This is a genomic window from Nonomuraea sp. NPDC049784 (assembly GCF_040659615.1).
In the GTDB taxonomy this organism is placed as follows: Bacteria; Actinomycetota; Actinomycetes; order Streptosporangiales; family Streptosporangiaceae; genus Nonomuraea.
The window spans coordinates 13,546-34,967 of sequence record NZ_JBFAMX010000050.1 but is presented as its reverse complement, the minus strand read 5'-3'; the positions used below and the strand labels follow the sequence as shown (position 1 = coordinate 34,967).

Here is a 21,422-nt window from a genome sequence, read left to right as displayed (position 1 = left end):
GTCGCCGCCCGCGTCCAGCTGCCGCTGCGCATGGAGGCCCGCGAGGTCCCCGTCCTGGTCCCCGGCCCCAACCGCGTCGATCGGGGCCGCGTCACCTGCGCCTTCCACGAGACCGCCGAGGACGAGGCCAAGTGGATCGCCGACGGCATCGCCAAGATCCTCGGCAAGGAGGTCGCCCCCGACGGCCTGCCCTGGGGCGAGAAGGAGCGCAAGAAGACACTCGCCGTGCAGCCCCAGGACGTCGCGATCCTGGCACGCAAGCGATCGCAGTTCCCCGCGCTGCGCAGGGCGCTCGAGGAGCGCGACATCCCGGTCGAGGTGGTCGGTCTCGGCGGCCTGCTGACCGTGCCCGAGGTGACCGACATCGTGGCCACCCTGCGCGTCCTGTACGACCCGACGGCCGGCGACGCGCTGGCCAGGCTCATGGCCGGGCCACGCTGGCGCATCGGCCCGGCCGACCTGCGGGTGCTGGGGGAGCACGCCAGGCAGCTGGCCCGTGAGCTGAGCGAGAGCGGCCGCGAGGAGGACCCGCTCGACCAGGTGGTCGCCGACCTGGCCGAGGAGCGCGGCAGCCTGGTGGACGCGCTGGACGAACTGCCCGACAGGGAGGAGTGGCTGGAGCCGCTCTCGCCGCTGGCCCGCACCAGGCTCGTCGCGCTCGCCCACGAGCTGCGCCGGCTCAGGGCGCACACCGCGCAGCCGCTCCCCGACCTGATCAGCGAGGTGGAGCGCACGCTCGGCCTGGACGTCGAGGTGGCCGCGCGTAGCGGCACGGCGAGCGCGTTCGCGGCACGGGCCGATCTCGACGCGTTCCTGGACGCGGCCTCCAGGTTCGCGGGCGACGCCGAGGACCCGACGCTCGGGGCGTTCCTGGCCTACCTGCAGGCGGCGGAGAGCGAGGAGTTCGGGCTCGAGGCCGGGCGGGTCGGCGACAGCAACAGCGTCAAGCTCATGACCGTGCACGCCTCCAAGGGCCTGGAGTGGCCGATCGTGGTCGTGCCGGGCCTGTCGCAGCTCGTCAGCTCGAAGGGGACGATCGCGACGGGCAGCATCTTCCCCGCCACCCCGGTCATGAACAGCCGCTGGACGGAAAACCCGCGCAAGCTCCCCTACGCCCTGCGGGGCGACGCCGCCGACCTGCCCAGGCTGACCGGGCTCAGCAAGGAGGAGCTGGGCGCGTTCGACGAGCTCTGCCGCGAGCGTGACCTGATGGAGGAGCGCAGACTGGCTTACGTGGCCGTCACCCGCGCCCACTACCACCTGATCGCCTCCGGCTACCGCTGGGGCAGCGCCACCAAGCCCCTGGAGCCGTCCGACTTCCTGCTGGAGATCCGCGACACCGCCGACCGCGTCTCGTTCTGGGCCGCCGAGCTGGCGGAAGGCGCCACGAACCCGCTGCTCGCCGAGCCCGCCGAGGCCACCTGGCCGGTCACGCCCGAGGGGCTGCGCTACGAGTCCGTGCTGGACGGCGCCAGACTCGTCGAGGACGCCCTGGCGGGCACGCTCGCGGAGGGGGAGGAGGACGAGCCGCTGCGCACGTTCGAGGAGGAGCGTCTGCGGGCCTGGGAGCGCGACACCGACCTGCTGCTGCGCGAGCGTGAGCTGTATCACCGCCGGCCCGCCACGACGGTCGAGCTGCCCGCGAAGCTGACCGTGTCCTCGCTGGTCACGCTGGCCGGCGACCCGCGCGAGCTGGCCCGCAGGATCCGCCGCCCCGTGCCGACCAAGCCCGCGCCGCTGGCGCGCCGGGGCACGTCGTTCCACAAGTGGCTGGAGACGCGGTGGGACCAGCAGCGGCTGATCGACGACCTCGAGCTGTACGACGAGGAGCTCGAAGAGGCCGATGTGCGCCTGGCCGAGCTGCAGGAGCGGTTCGAGGAGAGCGAGTGGGCCGATCGGCGGCCGGTCGATCTCGAGGTGCCGTTCGAGACCATGATCGCCGACCGGCTGGTGCGCGGGCGGATGGACGCGGTCTTCGAGCTGCCCGACGGCGGCTACGAGGTCGTCGACTGGAAGACCGGCCAGCCGCCCAAGGGGAAGGCCGCCAGGGTGGCGTCGGTGCAGCTCGCCGCGTACCGGCTGGCCTGGTCGCATCTGGCGGGCGTGCCGCTGGAGAAGGTGCGGGCGGCCTTCCACTACGTACGCGCGAACCACACTGTGCGGCCCGTCAATCTGCTCGACGCCGACGGCCTGGTCGCGCTCATCGAGGGGGTCAGGCTCTTAGATAGTGGAACGCCGGCTTCGGATGCATGAGGAAGTCGTGGTGCGAGATGTTCCAGGCGTAGGCGCCGGCCATCTCGAACACCACCGTGTCTCCGATGCAGGCCGAGGTCACGATTTTTCGGGAAAAAAGGTCTTTCGGGGTGCATAGCTGGCCGACGAAGGTGATCGGCTCGTCGGCCACGCCCTGCCCCTTGCCCGTCGGCAGGATCGTGAACGGCTGGTCGTGGCCCTTGGTCGCCGGGGTGCGGAGATGGTGGGTGCCGCCCAGCAGGATCGCGTACGCCTCGCCGCGCACCCGCTTCACGTCCACGACCCTGGTCACGTAGTAGCCGCAGTACACGGTCAGCGCCCTGCCGGGTTCGATCCGCAGCGTCCGCCCCCGGCCGAGCGCCGCCAGCCCGCGGCCATAGCCCACCCAGTCGAAGCGCGACTCGGGCGAGGCGTAAGAGACCGCCATGCCACCGCCCAGGTTGACCTCCTCGTACCCGTTGTCCAGCAGGGCCCCGGCCAGGGTGAGGAGCTGGGGCGCGTCCAGGCCGCTGGCCAGGTGGGTGTGCAGGCCGCGCAGCCGTACCCGCTCGGTGAACAGCGGCAGGCACTCAGCCACGCCCTGCTCGTCCATGCCGAACGGCCCGCTCATCGTGAGCGCGGCGCCCTCGACAGGGAGGTCCGGGTTGAGCCTGAGCAGCACGTCGGCCTCCAGGCCGGTGTCGAGGAGGCGGCGCAGCTCGTTCGGGGACTCGACGTGGATGCGGTGATGCGGCAGGCGCAGCTCGGCGTCGGTCTTGCCGGGGCCGCCGAGCGCGACCCTTTTGTCCGGGAACAGGGTCCTGACATGCGCGTGCTCGCCGGCCGACGACACCTCGAACCCGTCCACATGGTCCGCCAGCACCCGCAGCAGCTCGGCGTCCGGGTTGGCCTTGACGGCGTAGTACAGCTCGATGTCCCCCAACGCCCGCCGTACGGACGCGGCATGCCCGTCCAGCGCGGGCAGGTCGTAAAGGTAGGCGGGAGCCTCCGGCAGGCTCAGGGCGGCGTCCCGGACGCGGTCGGTGATCACGCGAGCGGGTTCGCGATCGGGACGTAACCGGCGGCGCGGTCGGCGGCCCTGGCCCAGCGGACGCCCAGGTTCGCCTTGGCGGGCAACGGCGCCCCGGCCAGCAGGTCCGACAGAGGCAGCGGCCAGCCGAGGTCATCGGCCTGGTGAACGAGCAGATCGCGGGCGATCCGCCACAGCTCCCGCAGCAGTCCGTCGTCCTGCCCCGCCAGCGCGGCGGCGATCTCGGTCAGGTGGTTGACGAGTAGGCAGTAGACCACCCGGGCCCAGCCGCGCTCCGCGTCGTAGGTGAGCGCTCGGGCCACCTCGGGGTCCACGTCGTCCAGGTCGTGGCGGCCCGCGACCAGCTTGGCGCCCTCCAGGTCGCGGAAGACGGCCTGTGCGGGCAGGCCGTCCGTGTCCAGGCCGACCAGGACGTTCTGGAGGTGGGGCTCGAGTACGACACTGTGCGTGAAGTACAGCTCCAGGACGGGCAGCGCCACCGCCGTCACGTACGCGTGCCACCAGGCGAGGGGCTCCTTCGCCGATGCGTCCAGGGCGAGCGCGGCGGCCAGCAGGGGAGTCACGCCGGGGTCGCAGGCGGCCCAGGGGCTCTGCCTGACGATCACGCCCAGGCCCTCGTGGAGTCTGGTGCCGAGGGCGGCCGAGCGGTAGCCGGGTTCGGGGAGCCAGCGGGTGGCGGGGTGCTTGACGGATATTTCCTCAAAAATCGGTGTCAGCCGGGAGGTGAGCTCCACGGCTCCGGCCAGCTCGTACCAGGCGTTCTTGCGTACACAGTTCGTGATCCGCACGTCCAGGGAGAACTTCAGGCAGACCTCCGCCTCAGGGGCGTACACGGTCCGGACGGACGAGGTCGGCATGACCGCCGGTCCTGCCCCCAGGTCGATCAGCTCGGTCCCGAACGCCGGCCGCAGCAGCTCGAGCTGCCAGGGATGGGCGGGCAGCAGCCGGTACCCGCGGGGCGCCTCGCCCATCGCGTCCAGCACCGACACGTCGCCGCCCTCCGCGAGCGCGTCCTCCCGTACGCCGAGCAGCCTGACGGGGAACTGGGCGTGCGCCTCGGGCGCGTACCGCAGCCAGCCGTCCCCGCCGCGCGCCTTGGGGCTGGGATGGAACGGATGCCCGTACACCAGCGCCTGCTCCGAGGCCAGCCACGGATCGGCGGGCGGCACGGCCTCCTCCCTGGCCCGCAGGATCGCCGCCACGGCCTCCCTGCTGGCCGCCACCTGGCCGCCGAACTCGCCGTTCTCCCCCTGGAGGTCGGACTCGGCCAGGCGTACCAGCTCATCGGTCGTCAACGGCTGCCAGGCGCCGCCTTCCAGGCGTTCCGGCGGGCCGTCGAAGCGCAGCGCAGCGCCTCCGTACGTGCGGGCCCGCAACAGCGTGCCGGCCACCCGCAGCAGCAGGTACGGCGGGGCGGGCCACACCAGGCCACGCGGCCCGGCCACCTCCCGCACGCAGCAGCGCAGCAGGGCCGCCAGCGTCGCCTCCTCGGCACGGGCGGAGGGCGCGTCGATGGCCAGACCGTGCATTCAAGCTCTCCTCAGGTAGTTGGGCCCGCTGGTGCCGTAGAACTTGTTGATGTCGCGCGCGCCGGAACGTTCCTTTGCCACGAGCGTCCCAGCGGTGATCATGGATTTGCCGGTGAGCCTGGCGGCGTCCAGGGTCCTGGCGCGCAGGATCCTGGCCATGGGATCGTCGCCGTACTCGTCGAGCGCCTCGGCCAGCGTGTCGCGCAGCAGCGCGGCCGCGCGGTCGTGCGGCATCGCCGCGAACGCCACCGCCGCGGCGGCGAGGTGCAGCGTGATGGTCACGAACACGTCGGCCAGCGCGTGCGGGTCGTCGTTCAGCATCCGCTCGTCGGCGAACTCCGGCACCGCGACCCCGGCGGCGCGCAACCTCGCGGGTGACGCCAGCAGCCCGTCGTTGTCCTTGACCAGCAGCCGCATCCGGTCGCTCTGGAAGACCAGGGCGAGGTTCTGCTGGTGGGCTTCGAGCGCGACGCCGTACCGCACGAAGAGCCGTACGTTCCAGCGCAGCAGCACCCGCAGGTAGGCGGGGACGACGTCACCCAGCTCGGCCAGCACCCCGGGCACGGCCAGCGCGGCCACCGGCACGATCTTCCCTTCGGGCAGCCGCCTGACCATCCAGGCGAGGTACTCGTGGCCGGCGTGCGCGTAGGTCTGCTCGTCGGCCAGCAGGACGTCCGGATCGGCCAGCTCCCGCAGCAGCAGCTCGGCCTTCGCCCCGTCGCCGAGCGTGCCGGGCTTGATCGAGCGCCGGTTCCGCATGCCCAGGGTGCTGATCGGAAGGGGGAGCTTGAGATGGGTGCGGGGGTTGAGCTCGACGGTCCGCATCGACAGGGTGGGCCGAACGGTCACCCGGGCCTTGTCGAGGACCCGTACCCCGTCGATCTTCCGCACCTCACCGACGGTCAGCGGATGCACCGGGAAGAGCACCTCGTCGCCCTCCCAGGGGGCCACGTCGGCGGGAAGGCGCGCGGCGGCGCCGGGCACCACGGCCCAGCGCAGCTCGAAGGAGGGCGCGAACTCCGGCGCGTAGGCCGGCAGCTCGGCCTCGGACAGCCCTATACGAGCCCGGGAGGTCGGATAGACGGGGTGATCCACGAACGCGGCGAGCGCCTCATAAGAGGGCTTCCGCGCGAGGACCTCCGCGGCTTGCGCGTCGTGCAGCTCCAAGGCGCCCAGCGCCGCCAGGCACTCCTCGAAGAACGCCGCCACCCCCTCCGAGTCCGCCGGGTCCGCGACCTCCGCCAACGTCTCCAGCACCTGCTCCAGCCCCAGCCGCTCGTCCTCGGCGACCACGAAGTCCTGGAACAGCACCCCGGGGATCAGCCGCACCCATCGCCCGTCCGCCAGCAGCAGCCCCGCGCCGTCCTTGGTCCGGCTGATCCGGGAGGACAGGCCGCCGTAGTCCTCGCGCAGCAGCGCGTTCAGCACCCGGGCGGCCAGGTAGGCCTCCCGACCGCTCATTCGATCACCCACGGCCGCGCGACCCGGTAAGCCTCGATCGCCGAGTCCACCACTTCCCGGGAAGGCCCGACGGCCCGGATGACCCCGAGGTAGTCCCGGTTCGTGTGCGTGAGGGAGACGACGTCCCCGACCCGGCGCAGGGGCCGGTGCCACAGCCGGACGTCCCCCTCGGCCAGGGCCTCGGCCTCGGGGGCGTCCTTGACGGTCCCGGACCGGTCCGCGACCAGGCTCACCGCACTCCCGTGTGAGGAGGTCTCCGGAATGTCAGGTACGGGTTCGCCAAGGTGCACCCGAAGGATCCACTCGAACAGTGGCACGCCGAGCACATCTCCGAGCAGGAAGTCGCAATGGTCCCCGATCACCCGGTAGTTCACCTCGACGATCCGAGGCCCGCGCGGGGTGACCACGTACTCGGTGTGACAGGCCCCGAACCCCGCGCCGAGGGCCCGCAGCGCCCCGAGCACGTGCTCGTGCGACCGGTCCCGCGGCGCCCAGTCGAGCCGCTCCTCGATGAAGTACGGCAGCGCCCCCAGCGTCGTCTCGAACCCCCCGAGCACTCGCAGCTCGGAGGAGTCGCCCAGCGTCTCCAGCGTCCGGAGCGGTCCTTCGAGGTACTCCTCGACGACCAGCGCCTCGCCGGGCCGCCGCTTCCCGACCTCGGCCACCGCCCCGGCCAGATCGCGTTCCACCAGCATGACGTCCTCGCTGGCCACGCCCTCGCGCGGCTTCAGCACGACCGGGTACGGCAGGCTCTCGGGCACCGGGTCGCTGGGGGCGAGCCGCGCCGACCAGACCTGCTCGATCCCGGCCTCGAGGAGCCTGCGACGCGTCAGGAACTTGTTCTTGGCGGCCACGCACGCCCGCCAGTCCTTGCCTGGCAGCCCGAAATAGGCGGCCGCCAGCGCGGTCTCCGCCTGCAGGTGGTCGGAGTTGGTGAAGATCGCGTCCGGCCTGCCGAGGTGCTCGACGGCGTCGATCACGGCCCGCGGATCGCGTACGTCGCACGCCACCGCGTGCGGATGGCGCTCCGGCCGATCCGTCAGGATCGTCACCTCACAACCCAGCGCATGAGCCGCGGGCAGGAAGCCATCCGTCACGGAATCTGTTGGTTTGAGCGCGGTCAGATAAAGCCGCAACGCGAAGGCACCCCCGGATAATCAGGTAAGGCTAACCTAACCCACCGATCTTAGCCTTTGAAAGATCACCCCGGTGCCCGGATACCTTAATCGGCGGCTAACCGGGAGGTCATAGGATGACAAGGGATTTTGGGAGGGGGCGGCCTGTGGAGACGACCGCGGAAGAGCAACTCATCGGACCACTGCTTCTGGCGCGCGGCACCATCGACAGATCCTCGGCGCTGCGTGCTGACGAGCGATGGCTCGAGCGGGCGTGGACCGATCCGTCGACCAGGGTGCTGGTGATCGACAACGGTCACACGCTGGTGCGGCGGACAGGCGATGAGGTGCATGCGGTGCTGTTCACGTCCGGGGACGCGCCGCCTGGGCCGCGCTACCTGCTCGGGCTGGAGGACGGAGTCGCGTACTTCGCGGTGGCCGCGCCGCTGCCCGGCATTCCCAAGGGCGACGTCAACGGCCGCGTGACGATCCCCATGAGCCTGGGGGACACGCCGGAGGGCGAGCCGGTGGCGGCCGGTCTGCGCCAGGTGGGCGGCCTGCTCGGCGACCGCGACGCGGGCCTGCTGGTCTACGCGGTGGCGCTGGAGGCCTGGCACACGACCCACGAATACTGTCCGCGCTGCGGCACCCGTACCAACGTGCAGGCCGGGGGCCACATCCGGGTCTGCCCGCAGGACGCCAGCCAGCACTTTCCCCGCGTCGACCCGGCCGTGATCATGCTGGTACGCGACGAGAACGACCGCTGCCTGCTCGCCCGCGGTCCTCAGTGGCCGGAGGGGCGGCTGTCGATCCTGGCGGGGTTCGTGGAGCCGGGGGAGTCGCTGGAGCACGCCGTCGCGCGCGAGGTGGCCGAAGAGGTCGGCGTCACCGTCGTCAACCCGCGCTATCTCGGCAGCCAGCCCTGGCCGTTCCCCCGCAGTCTCATGCTCGGCTTCTTCGCCGAGGCCACATCGATCGACCTCACGCCCGACGCGGAGGAGATCGCCGAGGCCCGCTGGTACTCCCGCGAGGAGCTGGAGCAGGCGCTGGAGTCCGGCGAGCTGCGCCTGCCGCCGCCGGTGTCGATAGCCCGCCGCCTGATCGAGACCTGGTACGGCGGCGAGCTGACCGGCGACTGGTGATCAGGCGGCTTCGAGCAGAGCCTTGACCTCCAGGGCGGAGGGGTTCGTCCGGACGACGCGGCCATTGGGGGTGTCGATCACCACGGTCGGCACCGTCTGGTTGCCGTTGTTGACGCTCATCACGAACTCGGCTGCCGACGGGTCACGCTCGATGTCGACCTCTTCGAAGCTGATGCCCTCGCGGGCAAGCTGGGACTTGAGTCGCTTGCAGGGGCCGCACCAGGTGGTGCTGTAGACCGTGAGCGCCATGTTGGGAGATCCCTCCAAGGTCAGGAATTCAGGCGCTCGGTGCAACAACGCCGCTTGCCGGGTTAATCCCTGGTGGCGTTCACCCGCCGAGGCGTTCGGCGATCCACTCCTGCACGCGCTCGGCCACGCCCGGCTCGCGGTAGAGGGGGTTGCTGTGGTTGATGCCTGGCTGGGTGATGACCGTGACAGGCACGCCCACCTGGCCCAGCATCGTCTTGAGCAGCTGGCTCTGCACCGGCGGCACGAACTCGCTCTGTGAATGCACCGTCAGCATCGGCGCGTCCTTGCGGCTGGCGTGCCAGGCCACCTCCATGCTGGCCCAGATCCGCGAGCACTTGCCCTTGGGCTCGCAGCCTCCGGCCAGGCGGATGGCGGCCGTGCGGAGCTTGCGCTTGTTGGGGTCGCTGGACTTCTCGCCGTCGGAGTAGGCGCGCAGGGGCGAGATGATCGGCGACAGGCCCACGACGCCCTTGAGCCCGTGGATGCCGTCGCCGTACGTGCCCACCGCCGCCGCGATGTGGCCTCCCGCGGAGAAGCCGACCACCACGTAGTTACTCGGATCGAACGCCCACCGGTCGGCGTGCTTGCGGGCCAGCGCTATCGCGGCCAGCGCGTCCGTGCGCTGCGCGGGCCAGGCCGCGTCGCCGGAGAGCCGGTAGTTGAGGTTGAAGACCGTGTAGCCCTGCTCGGCGTACTGGCGGACGATCTCCTTCATGTACCGCTTGTCGCCGCCCGACCACCAGCCGCCGTGGATCAGGAAGACGCCCGGGCGCTGCTGGCCGTCCGGGGTCCACCAGACGTCCATGCTCTGACGTACGTGTGAGCCGTACGAGACGGTCTCATTGGCGAAGCCGCCGAGGCCCTCCTGGTCAAGGACGGATGAGGGGGCAGGCGTCGGCTCCTTGTTCGCACTGGCGGCGACGGGTGAGAGCACGACGGCGGCGAGCGCGAGCACGCTCGCGGAAACCGCAGTTCGCACGGCTTTCCTTTCCCCCATACAGATGGTCGGCCCCATTGTGGGGGAAGAGACCAGTTCTTTGCACTGGGACCACGATGAACATACGTCGGCCCGCATGTTGCCAGAATAAAGAGTCTTTCCGCTACACCTGGGAGTATGTACGGGTGAACAACATGGATGACGTCCTGGCCGGTCTCGATCCCGAGCAGCGAGCGGTGGCCGAGGCGGTGCGCGGGCCGGTGTGTGTGCTGGCCGGCGCGGGCACGGGCAAGACCAGGGCGATCACCCATCGCATCGCGCACGCGGTGCGCAGCGGGGTGGTCGACGCGCAGAGCGTGCTCGCGGTGACGTTCACCACTCGCGCGGCAGGGGAGCTGCGCCAGCGCCTGCGCGCGCTGGGGGCGCCCGGTGTGCAGGCTCGCACGTTCCACGCGGCCGCCCTGCGGCAGCTCACGTACTTCTGGCCGAGGGTCATCGGCGGTGCGGCGCCCTCGGTGATCGAGTCCAAGCTCCCGGTGCTGGTGGAGGCCTGCCGCCAGATCCGGAAAAATCCTGATCGGTCCGAGTTGCGGGACATCGCGGCCGAGGTCGAGTGGGCCAAGGTCACCCAGATCGGCCCAGAGGATTACGCGGCCGCCGCCGCGAAATATCACCGCACGCCCCCGGTCCCTCCGGAGGAGGTGGCCAGGCTCTATGAGGCGTACGAGCAGATCAGGCGCGAGCGCCACCTGGTCGACTTCGAGACCATCCTGGAACTGACCGCGGCCGTGATGACCGAGCACCAGGAGGTCGCGGGGCAGATCCGCCAGCAGTACCGCTATTTCGTCGTGGACGAGTACCAAGACGTCAACCCGCTGCAGAAGCTCCTGCTCGACACCTGGCTCGGGGGCCGCGACGACATCTGCGTGGTCGGCGACCCCAACCAGACGATCTACTCCTTCACCGGCGCCACCCCGCGCTACCTGACGGGCTTCGCCGTGGAGCACCCGAACGCCGCCGTCATCAAGCTGGTCCGCGACTACCGCTCGACCCCGCAGGTGGTGGACCTCGCCAACCGGATGATCGTCAAGTCGCCGCACCGGCTCGACCTGGTGGCGCAGCGCCCCGACGGCCCCAAGCCGTCGTTCGCCGACTACGACGACGAGCCCGCCGAGGCCGCGGGGGCGGCCCGCGCGATCAGGAAGCTCCTGGACCAGGGCGTGCACTCGCGGGAGATCGCGATCCTGTTCCGCATCAACTCGCAGTCGGAGGCGTACGAGGAGGCGCTGTCCAAGGCGGAGATCCCGTACGTGCTGCGTGGCGCCGAGCGCTTCTTCGACCGCCCCGAGGTACGCCAGGCAGTCGTGCTCCTGCGCGGCGCCGCCCGCTCCTCGGCTGGAGAACCGCTGGCCTCGGAGGTCCACCACATCCTCAGCGGCCTGGGCCTGACGCCCTCCCCTCCGGGCGGCGGCAAGGCCAGGGAGCGTTGGGAGTCCCTGAAGGCCCTGGCGGACCTGGCGGAGGACATGGCCGCCGACGGCGCCGACCTTCCTGCCTATGTGGCCGAGCTCGAACGCCGAGCCACCGAGCAGCACGCCCCGCCCGTGGAGGGCGTCACCCTGGCCTCTCTTCACGCGGCCAAGGGCCTGGAATGGGACGCCGTCTTCCTGGTCGGCCTGACGGACGGCATGCTCCCCATCATCTACGCCGAGACTCCGGAGCAGATCGAGGAAGAACGCCGCCTCCTCTATGTCGGCATCACCCGCGCCAGGGAGCACCTGTCCCTCTCCTGGGCCGGCGCCCGCGCCCCGGGCGCCCGCAAGACCCGCCGCCCCTCCCGCTTCCTCGACGGCCTCACCGGCCGAACCTCGTCCCCGCCCCGCCTCTCGCCATCGCCCCGCGAACGCCGCCCGGTGGCGGCCCCGGTGAGCTGCCGGGTGTGCGCCAAGACTCTGGCGTCTGCCACGGAGCAGAAGCTGGGCCGCTGCTCGACGTGCCCGGCGGACTACGACGAGGCCCTCCTGGAGCGCCTCAAGGCCTGGCGCACGGCCACGGCCAAGGAGTCCAAGGTCCCGCCGTACGTCATCTTCACGGACGTGACCCTCCAAGCCATCGCGGAACGGGCGCCGGCGTCTGAGCAGGAGTTGCTGTCGATAGCGGGCGTCGGCAAGGTCAAACTCGACCGCTACGGCGAGGCCGTCCTGTCCCTCTGCCGCACCGACTGATCCCACCGACCCTCACCCCGCCCCGCTCCCACCGACCCCCACCCCGCCCCCGCTCCCACCGCGCCCGCCCACTGGCACCCGTCGGGACGGCCGCCACTCAGCGCGGTACTGCCTCCGTAGGCGGCCGCCTCCCACCCGGCCTCGGGCCGCCTCGATGGTCAGCAACCGCCATCGGGCCTCGGCGCGTTCCACACCGCGCAGCCCCGTCGCCCGCCCCTCCGACAGCAGCGCTCGTCAAGAGGCCTTGGCTCACCACGCGCCCGCGCCCTCCACCCGCGCCCTCCACCCGCGCCCTCGACCCACGCCGGTGACCCGCGCCGCTCAACCCGCGCTGTCCACCACCCGCGCCCTCCACCATCCGCGGAAAGGCGCAGCCCTCAGCCCCGGGAAAACCATCCCAGGGTCACTCCACAAGGGGCCACAGGCTTGTAACAGGAGGGAAACCAGGACCGGGAATCATCGGACAACGCCAGGCCCACCTTTGGCCATATGCGGGCGACACGTCAGACTTGACCCAAAACCGGAAAGCACAAGGGGGGACGGACACCGTGAATGAGGCGCTGAAGGAGCTCCTGGACCTGCTCGACCTGGAGCAGATCGAGCTCGACATCTTCCGGGGACGAAGCCCGGAGGAGCGCATCCAGCGCGTCTTCGGTGGTCAGGTGGCGGCCCAGGCCCTCGTGGCGGCCGGCCGTACGGTCCCCAAGGACCGTAACGTGCACTCCCTCCACGCGTACTTCATCCGCCCGGGCGACCCCACCGTCCCGATCGTCTACAACGTGGAGCGCCTGCGCGACGGTCGTTCGTTCACCACCCGCAGGATCGTCGCCATCCAGCACGGCAAGGCGATCTTCACGATGTCGGCGTCGTTCCACATCGCGGAGGAGGGTGTGACGCATCAGGCGTCCGTGATGCCGCAGGTGCCCGATCCCGAGACGCTCCCCACGTTCCAGGACAGGATGTTCGAGCTGGTCGGCGACAACCCCGACCTCCGGGACTGGCTGTCGCGCCCCCGCCCGGTGGACGCCAGGTACGTCTCGCCGCTCACTTGGGAGGCGTTCAAGAACCCCGAGCTGCGCAGCGCCCGGAACAACGTGTGGTTCCGCTACCACGCGGACCTGCCAGACGACCCGCTCCTGCACGTGGTGCTGGCGGCGTACGCCTCCGACTTCACGCTGGTCGACACGGTCTTGCTGGCCCACGGCATGGCCTGGGGCGCGTCGAACGTCATGGGCGCGTCGCTGGACCACGCCATGTGGTTCCACCGCCCATTCCGGGCCGACGACTGGTTGCTCTATGCTCAGGAGTCCCCCTGGTCGGGGGGAGCTCGGGGACTTGCTCGCGGTGAGATGTTCACTGCGTCGGGTGAGCTCGTGGTCTCGGTCGTTCAAGAGGCCATGATCCGCCTGACAAAGTAGTACGAACTCGCCACCTGCGATGGCCGTCAAGACGTGGCCAGTGTTACAAAATCGCAGGTAGAAAATATGTTGCCGGTTCCTGGGTTCCCGGTTTAGGGTCATGGTCAAGCGAGTCGGAGCAGCACTGTTCCGACGATCTCGAGAGTGGAGGTGAGTCACCGTGATGAGCATCAAGATGTCGGCCACGCAGTGGCTCGCTTCCGCATGCCGTGACTCGGTGAGACTCGTCGATGGTCCCGCCAAGCTGCGACTGGAGAGGTCTGCCCGTAGCCAGGCGGCTGCCTATATCGCGCGCGCCCACTTCGGCGCCGCTGCGCAAGCCAGCCCTGCCTACCTCGCACGTATCGAACTGCCGGCCAACCAGCTCACCAAGGGTGGACTGTGCGGTCCGCAACCCTGGAGGGATGTACCGGTCATAACCTGACCGGCACATAGCCCACCAGGCCGCGGATCCACAGACCGGATCCGCGGCCTTACTTATTTGTCCGTGATCCCCGACCACCTATGAGGTGCCCGACCAAGATCAAAAAGATCGATCAAAAGGAGAAGCAGATGGGGGCGAAGACGATCATGGACCTGATCGACGAAGCCAAGATCCCCTGCCGTACCGACCCTGACCTGTGGTTCGCCGAGTCGCCGGAGGACGTGGAGTTCGCGAAGGCACTCTGCGGCGGCTGCCCGATCCAGAAGGCCTGCCTGGCCCGCGCGCTCGAGCGCGAGGAGCCGTGGGGCGTCTGGGGCGGCGAACTGATCCTCAGGGGAACGATCGTTCCCCGCAAGCGTCCGCGCGGGCGTCCTCGCAAGCACCCGGTCGCTGCCTGAACACCGCACCTACCACCAGAAAGCGAACAGACCAATGAGCACTCAGATCACGAGGAGCCGAGCAGTGCCGGATCTCATCCATGACCTGGTAAATGACCGAATACAAACGCTCCACCGCGAGGCGGAGCACCAACGCCTCCTTCTGCGCGTGAGTCGCGTGCAGCGGGCGCGGCGCGAGGTCAAGCGGGCGAACGATCGCCTCCGCGAGGCCCTGAGCCGCCACATCTGATCTGGGAGATCCTGCCGCCGGCGCAGGATCTCCCAGATCCCTCGAGAGAGCCGGGCGCTCCCAGCGCCCGGCTCTTCCCCGTTCAAAGCCCGTTCTCTGTACGCCCGCACCTCCGCCTCGGCCCGTGCGCGGCCACTTCGGGCGAGGCGTTGCGTCTCTTGAGGGGTGGGGCTGCCGTGCGCTCGCGCTTGTGCGCGGTCGCTTCGGGCGGGCGTTGCGTCTCTTGAGAGGTCGCGCCGCCATGCGCCCGCGCTTGTGCGCGGTCGTTTCGGGCGGGGTGTTTCGTCTCTTGAGAGGTGGGGCTGCCGTGCGCTCGCGCCCGTGCGCGGCCACTTCGAACCGCGCGTCGCGCTTCTCGACGGGTCGGCCGTCGCGCGCCCGTTTTCTGCCTCTTCGGCTCGTACGCGATTACTTTGCACGGGGGCGTTGCGCCTATTGAGGGAGTGGCCGTCGCGTCCGCAATTCCGTTTCCTCGGCTCGCACGCCTGAGCCCCACGACGTGGGTCCGATTTCACGGCATGGGTCCGGCCTGATGGTTCGGGACCCGGCCCTGCGGCGTAGGCCCCATTCTGACCGACTGCGAGCCCACCGGCGCCTGTTCAGCACCCTGGAGGGGGATGTGCTGACCATCGGCGCCGGTGGGATCACCGTGCACGAGCGCAGGTGTGTGCACGGGCATGGTGGCCCTGAACCGGTCGCGCGGCGTGGACCTCAGACCGGGCCATGGGCATTGCGGCCTAGAACCGGCCACGCGGCTTCAGCAGCTCGGATCGGCTACGGGAGTCACAGCCCCGAAACCAGCCACGAGTATCACCGCCTTGGATCGGCCACGGGAATCACACCCCGGACCGGCGTGTCACGGCCTAAGCCGGCTACGGGCATTGCGAAGTCGAACCGGGCGAGAGCCCATGCGTGCGGAGCCCGCGACCCCAGCGCCCGCGCCCGCGACCCCAGTGCCCGCGCGACGGCGGGGGTGGCGGCGCGTAGGCCTGCGCTCGCCAGTGCGGCGGCGGTGGGCAGGCGCGCGGGTCGACGCATTCGGATCCCCTCGATACGGTAACGACTTGCACTCGTATCATTACACAGAGCAGTCGGAAATCAATACGGCGCCAGTAAAATCCGTGTGTCCGTCAATGAGCCACCGCGTGCCCGCCAACGGCAGGGTGATCCACGGACGGGCTAACCGATGGCCAGGGCCTCGTCGTTGGGGTCGTCGGAGAAACCCGGGACCCAGCGGATCACCTCGTCGCGGAAGCGAGCCGTGGCGCCCAGCTGACACAGGACGCCGATCCCGGCGGCATGGACCCGGTGTATGAGCACGTACGAAGGCGGGAGGTTGAGCTGGCGGACCACGTTCGTGGGGCGGAGGTCCGTGACGCTCGCCGCCTGAGCCTGCAGCCACTCCCGGCTGAACGTGAACTCCTCCACCGCCGTCGGCTCCACGTACGGCGCCAGAAAGGCCCGCAACGCGTCAGGATCGATCTCTATGTCGTCGCGGATGAAGCCTTCCCGGCGCAGGCCCGCCATGACGGTCTCCATGTCGCCGTGGTTGAAGATGCGCGTCAGCTGGCCGAACATCTTGGGGTAGCCGTCAGGCAGGCGGTTGACCGCGCCGAAGTCAAGAGCGCCGAGCCTGCCGTCGGGCAGCATGCGGAAGTTGCCGGGGTGCGGGTCGGCGTGCAGCATGCCGACCCGTGCGGGGGAGCAGAACAGGAAACGTACGAAGAGTAATCCCGCGCGGTCGCGCTGCTCCTTGGTGCCGTCGGTGATGACGCGGGACAGCGGGGTGCCGTCCATCCATTCGCTGACCAGCACCATCTCGTTGGCCGCGACCACGTCGGGGACGTGGAAGTCGGGATCGTCGTCGAACTCGAGGGCGAACGCGTGCTGAGCCTCCGCCTCGCGCAGGTAGTCGAGCTCCTCGGCGATCCTTTCGCGCAACTCGGCCAGCACGGCCTTCACGTCGAGGCCGGGCAGCATCACGCCGAACAGCTTGCCCAGCCGCGCCAGTTGCGTGAAGTCGCCGAGCAGTGCCTTGCCCGCACCCGGATACTGGATCTTGACGGCCACCTCCCGGCCGTCATGCCACACGGCCTTGTGCACCTGGCCGATCGACGCGGCGGCCGTCGGCTGGTCGTCGAACGACAGGAAGTTCTCCCGCCAGTCGTCGCCGAGTTGCTCGGTGAGCACCTTGTGGACGGTGGACACGGGCAGCGGGGGAGCGGCATCCTGCAGCTTGGTCAGCGTGGCGCGATAAGGGCCGACGATCTCCTGCGGCAGCGCCGCCTCGAAGATGGACAGGGCCTGACCGAGCTTCATCGCGCCGCCCTTGAGCTCGCCGAGCACCTTGAAGATCTGCTCGGCCGTACGCTGCTGGAGCTCCTGCGCCACGAGCTCGGCGGACTTGCCGCCGAGCCTCTTGCCCAGCCCGAGGGCTGCGCGGCCGGCGAATCCGAGTGGAAGGGTGGCCAGCTTTGCGGAGCGCGTGACAGCACGACGCGGAAGATCGCTCACACTGATGCGCGGAACCTCGGCGAGGTACCGCTTCCCCCCTTCATGGTCATCCTCTGAGCACGTCAATCGCGGTTAGGAGACATGACCATTCTTAGCGAATAAGGATTGTTTCGCATACAACGACATTGCGGGTGTGCCTTCCAAGACCGCCTCTTCCAGCGCCAATCAGGCGTAACGTCCATTGTGCCGTTGGTCACAACCGGCTCCTTGCCATCGAGGTAAGCAAGCGCATGACCGGTCGCCTCGGCCGCGACCACCGCCGCCAGTGTGGAGTCGCAGGCGATCTCGCCCGGCGGATAGCCACCCAACCTGGCGGTCACGATCGGCCATCCAGGGTCACGATCCCGCCGCGTCAGATCCAGACAGTGCAGGCACGCCGTCTTCCCCGGCGTGACCAGCGGCCCCACGATCCCATGCCCCTCGAAGGCCGACGCCAGAAGATGCGGGATGCCGAGCGAGGTCAGCTCGTTGACCAGCACTCCGTCGAGGGGCGCGACGGGCGCGAGTATGACGAGATCAGGCCGATCCGACTTGTCCCCGAGATACGGCCCTCCGGCCAACGCATTGACGGACGGCCTCACTGCCTCCCCATCTTCGGCCTCCAGGCCGTCCGACCGCTTATCGGACCCGCGCACCCGCTTCAACGGCCCGGTTGGGGCGTGGCATGCCTCCTCCGCACCCGTGGTGGACGGCCCGTTCTCCGGAGAGGACTGCATCCTGCCTGCAGTGCGCGGCCCGTCCTCCGTGGCGGACCGCGGGTTGCCGACGGGGAATGAGACGGCCTCCGCCGAGGACCGCATCCTGCCCTTGGAGGACGGCAGTGTACGTGCGGTGGACGGCACGGCCTTTGTGAGGAAGGAGGCGGCGCCGGCGGTGGACGGCACGGTACCTCCGGTGGAGGGCACGGTGCCCCCGGCGGACGCCGCTTGTGCTGCGCTGCTGGAGTGCATGGCCTGTGTGGGGTTGCTGGAGTGCGCGACCTGTGGTGGGTTGCTGGAGAGCGAGGCTTGGGCCGGGCTACCGGAGCGCGGGGCTGGTGCTGGGTTGCCAGAGTGTGCTGGGCGGCCGGAACGCGTGGTTTGGGGGGTGTTGGTGACGCGTGCGTTCTGGGGCGATCGTGTGGGCGGCGAAGCCGGTGGAGGTGTGGTGCCGCGGGCCTCGACGGTATGTGACGCGTCCGTGGACGCGACAGATGTGTGGCCACCAGACGTGAGCCGCCTCACGACGGCCACTGCGCCGGCCTCGCGAGGGAGACCGACCTCCGCCCACGTCAGCCCACCGGGTGTGATGTCGCACGGCCGGGCGGTGCCTGGGTCGAACACTCGGATGTTACCGACCCCGGCGGCGGCGAGGAGGGCGACCACTTGCGCGCCTACCCGGCCTGCCCCATAGACGCGCACCCGCTGCTCCCTGCGGCGCCCGAAGAGGGCGATCGCGCCGTCCGGAGCGGTGGAGGCGAGGTCGAGGGCGTCGAGGTCTGGTCTCAGGCGGTCTCGCTCGGCCAGGGAGAGATCGGCGAGCGGCGCGGGGCTTGTGGCCGCGTCGTGGAGGGCGCCTTGTACGGCGAGCTGCTCCAGCAAGGTTTGGGCACGGATCTCGTCCAAGCCCGCGGCGGCCGCTTCCGCCAGGACGCACTCCAGGTCGCGAGTGCCGTCAAGGCTCTCAACCCACCGGCGGACGGCCGGGGTCAGGCCGCTCAACATGACGGCCCGGAGGGGGTGCACGCCGTATTGGAGGGTGTGCTCGTCGCGGATGATGCGCCGGAGGGCGGGCTTCACACGTGGCCTCATGGCGGGAAGGTTTCCATGCCCGAGCAAGATCCCGAGCCGGTTCGGCGGTGGCTGTGGATAACTAAGGCGCCTGAGGCGGCCTGTGGACAGCAGATGGCCGGGACAAGCAGGTCAGAGGGTTGATGAGCGGGCATATCCGCGGTTGAGTGGGCGAGCTCGCTCAGCGTCGGTCAGGGGAGGTCGGGGGAGGGCGGGCATGGCAGCCCGGCGCCCCTGCGTCTCGGGAGAGCCGGCACGGGAGATGTCACTCAGCCGACCGCATCCCCACCGGAAGCGCAGGCAGCAGATAAAGATCTGGTAAATCAATCTTTCCCGGAAAATGATCCAATGTCGGAAGTGGGCGCGATCACTGCGAAGATCGCCTAGAACGTGCCAACCCCCACAAGGCCCGCCAAAGTACGTCTGAACCAAGACCATCAACGCCTGGAAGCCGCGCTGAGGTGGGAATCCTCAGGGCGTCCGTGACCACGGCCACCAGCAGGATGATCCAGGTCAGGTGGCGCATCGGGAAACGGCGCCTGCCCAAATTCACCGGCTCTTAATCATCTGACCAGCAGAAACAACGTCCACCCTCTGTGGAATTTCGCCAGGGTCGGCTACCGTGCATATGTGCCCCCCGAGACAGTCGAGGTTCGTCGCAGTTCTCGTCGCCGGCGTACGGTCTCCGCCTACCGCGACGGCGACAAGACGATCGTGCTCCTGCCCGCCTGGCTGAGTGGCGAAGACGCAGATGAATGGGTGAGCCGGATGCTGGATCGGCTGGCCGCGAAGGAACGCCGGCGAAGGCCCACCGACGAGGCGCTGCTCGAGCGAGCCAAGGAGCTGTCGGCGAGATATCTCGACGGCATGCCGGAGCCAGCGAGCGTGCGCTGGGTCGACAACCAGCAGCACCGCTGGGGCTCGTGCACCCCGGAGAACGGCACGATCAGAATCTCGACCAGGCTCAAGGGCCTGCCCGAATGGGTCATCAACTATGTGATCATCCATGAGCTGGTGCACCTGCTGGTGCCCAGTCACGGGGCCAAGTTCTGGGCGCTGGTAGAACAGTATCCCAAGGCAGAACGCGCGCGCGGGTTTCTGGAGGGATTCTCGGCCGCGGCCCACACGGCACCGGAGGAGTGTTGACGCGCATCGCCGCGGTCCTGGTACGACAGCGCATGGCACAGGCGGCGCCCCCCGGCGTGGACGCCGGCGAATTCCTCGAAGCGATGGCGGAGGACACCTACGAGATGGTCGCGGGGCTCGAGCTCGTCACCCCGGTCCTGATCACCAGCGTTCCCGAGCTGGAGGAGATCGTCTGGCCCGGCACCGAAGTGATCACGATAAAAGATGACGAACCGCTGAAAATCATCCTTCAACGCCTCAACGCCGACCAGGCGGCCGTGATCAGCGCCGACGCCCCCGACCTGCCGCCCCTTCTCGTCGGCAAGCTGTTCAGAGAGCTGGGCAGGGCCGAGATCACGATCTGCCCGGCGGAGAACGGCGGCGCCGTGGCCATGGCCTGCGCGCTCCCCGCCCCCGCATGGGCCGACCCCGACCTCGACGACGCGGACATCGTGACCACCCTGCGGGCTCAGGCCCCCGGCCCCCGCAAGGTCGCCACGACCCCGGGCTGGCACCGCCTGCGCACACGCGAAGACGTCGAACGTCTCGACCCCGGCCTCGAAGGCTGGGACAACACGAGGGCGCTGGTCAGGGCACGGTGAGCTCGGCCAGGACGGCGCGATGGTCGGTCCTCGGCACGTCGCGCACGCTGACCTCCTTCACCCCCACCCGCTCATCCACCAGCACATGGTCGATCGTGATGATCGGCGGCACCCGCTTGTTCGCCGGCCACGTCGGTATCAGCCCTGCCCCCACCGTGTCGGCCGCGTCCTTGTAGCCGCGGGCCAGCAGCCCCCGCAGGGCGGCGTGGTCGAGCGAGGCGTTGAAGTCACCCGCGATGATCCGGATCCGGTCCGGTGAGACGGACGGAAAGGCGGCGAGAGCCTCGTTCCACTCGATGACCTGGGGCCCCAGTGGCGGAAAGGGGTGCGCGTCGATGAACTCGATCGGCTTCCCGCCCGGCAGCGAGACCAGCGCGGCGGGCATCTGGTGCCCGACCGGCGGCATCAGGCCCGGCAGCGCCTCCAGCGGGTGCTTGGAGTAGAGCCCGCTCCCTCCGGCGCTCCACTCGGGGAGCAGCACCCGGTGCGGCATCACTTCTTCGAGGCCGGCCGCGTCCAGGTCGGAGACCGCCCCGGGCGTCAGCTCCTGCGTGCTCAGCACGTCGGGGTTGAACTCGCGTACCAGCTTCATGATCGTCACCGCGTCGGCCCTGCCGAACAGCATGTTGATCGTCATGACCCGGAAGGGCCTGCCCGCCGTGGCCTCGGCCGTGCCCAGCGCCCTGGGCAGCACGCTGAAGCCGAGCGCGGCCGTGGCCAGCAGCGCGACGGCGGTCGCGGCGCGCTTGCGCCCGACCGCGGCGATCAGGAGGGGGACCAGTGAACCCGCCGCGGCGTACGGGGTGGCGGTCATGATCTGCGTGGGCAGCGAACCCCGCTCCAGCCCCGCCACCCTGACCACGGCCCAGGCGGCGAACGGGGTCACGGCCAGCCACGTCAGCGCCGTCCCAGGGAACTTCCTGCGCTTGCGCCCAGGTGTCACGATCGTGCCGCCGACGGCAGAAGTCTCCACGCAACCCCCTCCTGGAACGACGCAAAGGA

General features: G+C 69.8%; 18 protein-coding genes. 9 read left to right on the top strand and 9 right to left on the bottom strand.

Features of this window, described 5'->3' with window-relative positions; translation table 11 throughout:
• Positions 1–2,253, top strand: a 2,253-nt coding sequence (locus AB0J09_RS14365; protein ID WP_360689886.1) for a 3'-5' exonuclease, incomplete at its 5' end; no start/stop codon positions are given.
• On the opposite strand, the gene AB0J09_RS14360 is transcribed toward AB0J09_RS14365, so the two are convergent.
• From AB0J09_RS14360 to AB0J09_RS14345, 4 genes are read right to left on the bottom strand one after another with little or no spacing between them, the layout of a single operon-like run.
• Positions 2,213–3,283 (bottom strand): type III PLP-dependent enzyme, encoded by a 1,071-nt coding sequence (locus tag AB0J09_RS14360; protein ID WP_360689884.1) that lies wholly within the window; start codon positions 3,281–3,283, stop codon positions 2,213–2,215. The two genes, AB0J09_RS14365 and AB0J09_RS14360, sit on opposite strands and share 41 nt — an antisense overlap.
• On the bottom strand, positions 3,280–4,812 hold the full coding sequence (locus AB0J09_RS14355; RefSeq protein ID WP_360689882.1) for an IucA/IucC family protein: 1,533 nt from the start codon (positions 4,810–4,812) through the stop codon (positions 3,280–3,282). The genes AB0J09_RS14360 and AB0J09_RS14355 overlap by 4 nt, the downstream gene beginning before the upstream one ends.
• Positions 4,813–6,273: an IucA/IucC family protein gene (locus tag AB0J09_RS14350; RefSeq protein WP_360689880.1), complete on the bottom strand. Its 1,461-nt coding sequence runs from the start codon at positions 6,271–6,273 to the stop codon at positions 4,813–4,815.
• On the bottom strand, positions 6,270–7,325 hold the full coding sequence (locus AB0J09_RS14345) for a siderophore biosynthesis protein (protein ID WP_360689878.1): 1,056 nt from the start codon (positions 7,323–7,325) through the stop codon (positions 6,270–6,272). Before AB0J09_RS14345 ends, AB0J09_RS14350 begins: the two co-directional genes overlap by 4 nt.
• Before the next feature lie 230 nt (positions 7,326–7,555).
• On the opposite strand from AB0J09_RS14345, the gene nudC reads away from it, so the two are divergent.
• Positions 7,556–8,530, top strand: a complete 975-nt coding sequence (gene nudC, locus AB0J09_RS14340) for an NAD(+) diphosphatase (RefSeq protein WP_360689876.1) — start codon at positions 7,556–7,558, stop codon at positions 8,528–8,530.
• Here the strand turns inward: nudC and AB0J09_RS14335 are convergent, their stop codons facing one another.
• The gene (locus tag AB0J09_RS14335; RefSeq protein WP_360689874.1) at positions 8,531–8,779 is read right to left on the bottom strand and encodes a mycoredoxin; all 249 of its coding nucleotides are present in this window, start codon (positions 8,777–8,779) and stop codon (positions 8,531–8,533) included.
• A gap of 79 nt (positions 8,780–8,858) precedes the next feature.
• Entirely contained in the window at positions 8,859–9,758 is a 900-nt protein-coding gene (locus AB0J09_RS14330; RefSeq protein WP_360689872.1) for an alpha/beta hydrolase, read from the bottom strand.
• Between the two features lie 152 nt (positions 9,759–9,910).
• Here AB0J09_RS14330 and AB0J09_RS14325 point away from each other — a divergent pair, with 152 nt between their 5' ends.
• The 4 genes from AB0J09_RS14325 to AB0J09_RS14310 all read left to right on the top strand — a co-directional run bounded on the left by AB0J09_RS14325 (position 9,911) and on the right by AB0J09_RS14310 (position 14,181).
• Positions 9,911–11,941 (top strand): ATP-dependent DNA helicase UvrD2, encoded by a 2,031-nt coding sequence (locus AB0J09_RS14325; protein WP_360689892.1) that lies wholly within the window; start codon positions 9,911–9,913, stop codon positions 11,939–11,941.
• 548 nt (positions 11,942–12,489) lie between these two features.
• Complete coding sequence (gene tesB, locus AB0J09_RS14320) at positions 12,490–13,359, top strand: acyl-CoA thioesterase II (protein WP_360689870.1); 870 nt, start codon at positions 12,490–12,492, stop codon at positions 13,357–13,359.
• A gap of 163 nt (positions 13,360–13,522) precedes the next feature.
• Complete coding sequence (locus AB0J09_RS14315) at positions 13,523–13,783, top strand: hypothetical protein (protein WP_360689868.1); 261 nt, start codon at positions 13,523–13,525, stop codon at positions 13,781–13,783.
• Between the two features lie 128 nt (positions 13,784–13,911).
• Positions 13,912–14,181 (top strand): WhiB family transcriptional regulator, encoded by a 270-nt coding sequence (locus AB0J09_RS14310; protein ID WP_080045300.1) that lies wholly within the window; start codon positions 13,912–13,914, stop codon positions 14,179–14,181.
• 1,408 nt (positions 14,182–15,589) lie between these two features.
• Here the strand turns inward: AB0J09_RS14310 and AB0J09_RS14305 are convergent.
• The gene (locus AB0J09_RS14305; RefSeq protein WP_360689866.1) at positions 15,590–16,924 is read right to left on the bottom strand and encodes an AarF/UbiB family protein; all 1,335 of its coding nucleotides are present in this window, start codon (positions 16,922–16,924) and stop codon (positions 15,590–15,592) included.
• A 62-nt stretch (positions 16,925–16,986) separates the two neighbouring features.
• Complete coding sequence (locus AB0J09_RS14300; RefSeq protein ID WP_360689864.1) at positions 16,987–17,403, bottom strand: hypothetical protein; 417 nt, start codon at positions 17,401–17,403, stop codon at positions 16,987–16,989.
• A gap of 885 nt (positions 17,404–18,288) precedes the next feature.
• Here AB0J09_RS14300 and AB0J09_RS14295 point away from each other — a divergent pair.
• The 3 genes from AB0J09_RS14295 (at position 18,289) to AB0J09_RS14285 (ending at position 20,420) form a co-directional block, all read left to right on the top strand.
• The gene (locus tag AB0J09_RS14295) at positions 18,289–18,837 is read left to right on the top strand and encodes a hypothetical protein (RefSeq protein ID WP_360689862.1); all 549 of its coding nucleotides are present in this window, start codon (positions 18,289–18,291) and stop codon (positions 18,835–18,837) included.
• A 486-nt stretch (positions 18,838–19,323) separates the two neighbouring features.
• Entirely contained in the window at positions 19,324–19,839 is a 516-nt protein-coding gene (locus AB0J09_RS14290) for a M48 family metallopeptidase (RefSeq protein ID WP_360689860.1), read from the top strand.
• Entirely contained in the window at positions 19,836–20,420 is a 585-nt protein-coding gene (locus AB0J09_RS14285; protein ID WP_360689858.1) for a hypothetical protein, read from the top strand. The genes AB0J09_RS14290 and AB0J09_RS14285 overlap by 4 nt, the downstream gene beginning before the upstream one ends.
• Here the strand turns inward: AB0J09_RS14285 and AB0J09_RS14280 are convergent.
• Positions 20,407–21,393 carry an endonuclease/exonuclease/phosphatase family protein gene (locus tag AB0J09_RS14280; protein ID WP_360689856.1) on the bottom strand — a complete coding sequence of 329 codons (987 nt, stop codon included), beginning with the start codon at positions 21,391–21,393 and terminating at the stop codon, positions 20,407–20,409. The two genes, AB0J09_RS14285 and AB0J09_RS14280, sit on opposite strands and share 14 nt — an antisense overlap.
• Positions 21,394–21,422 lie beyond the last annotated feature (29 nt).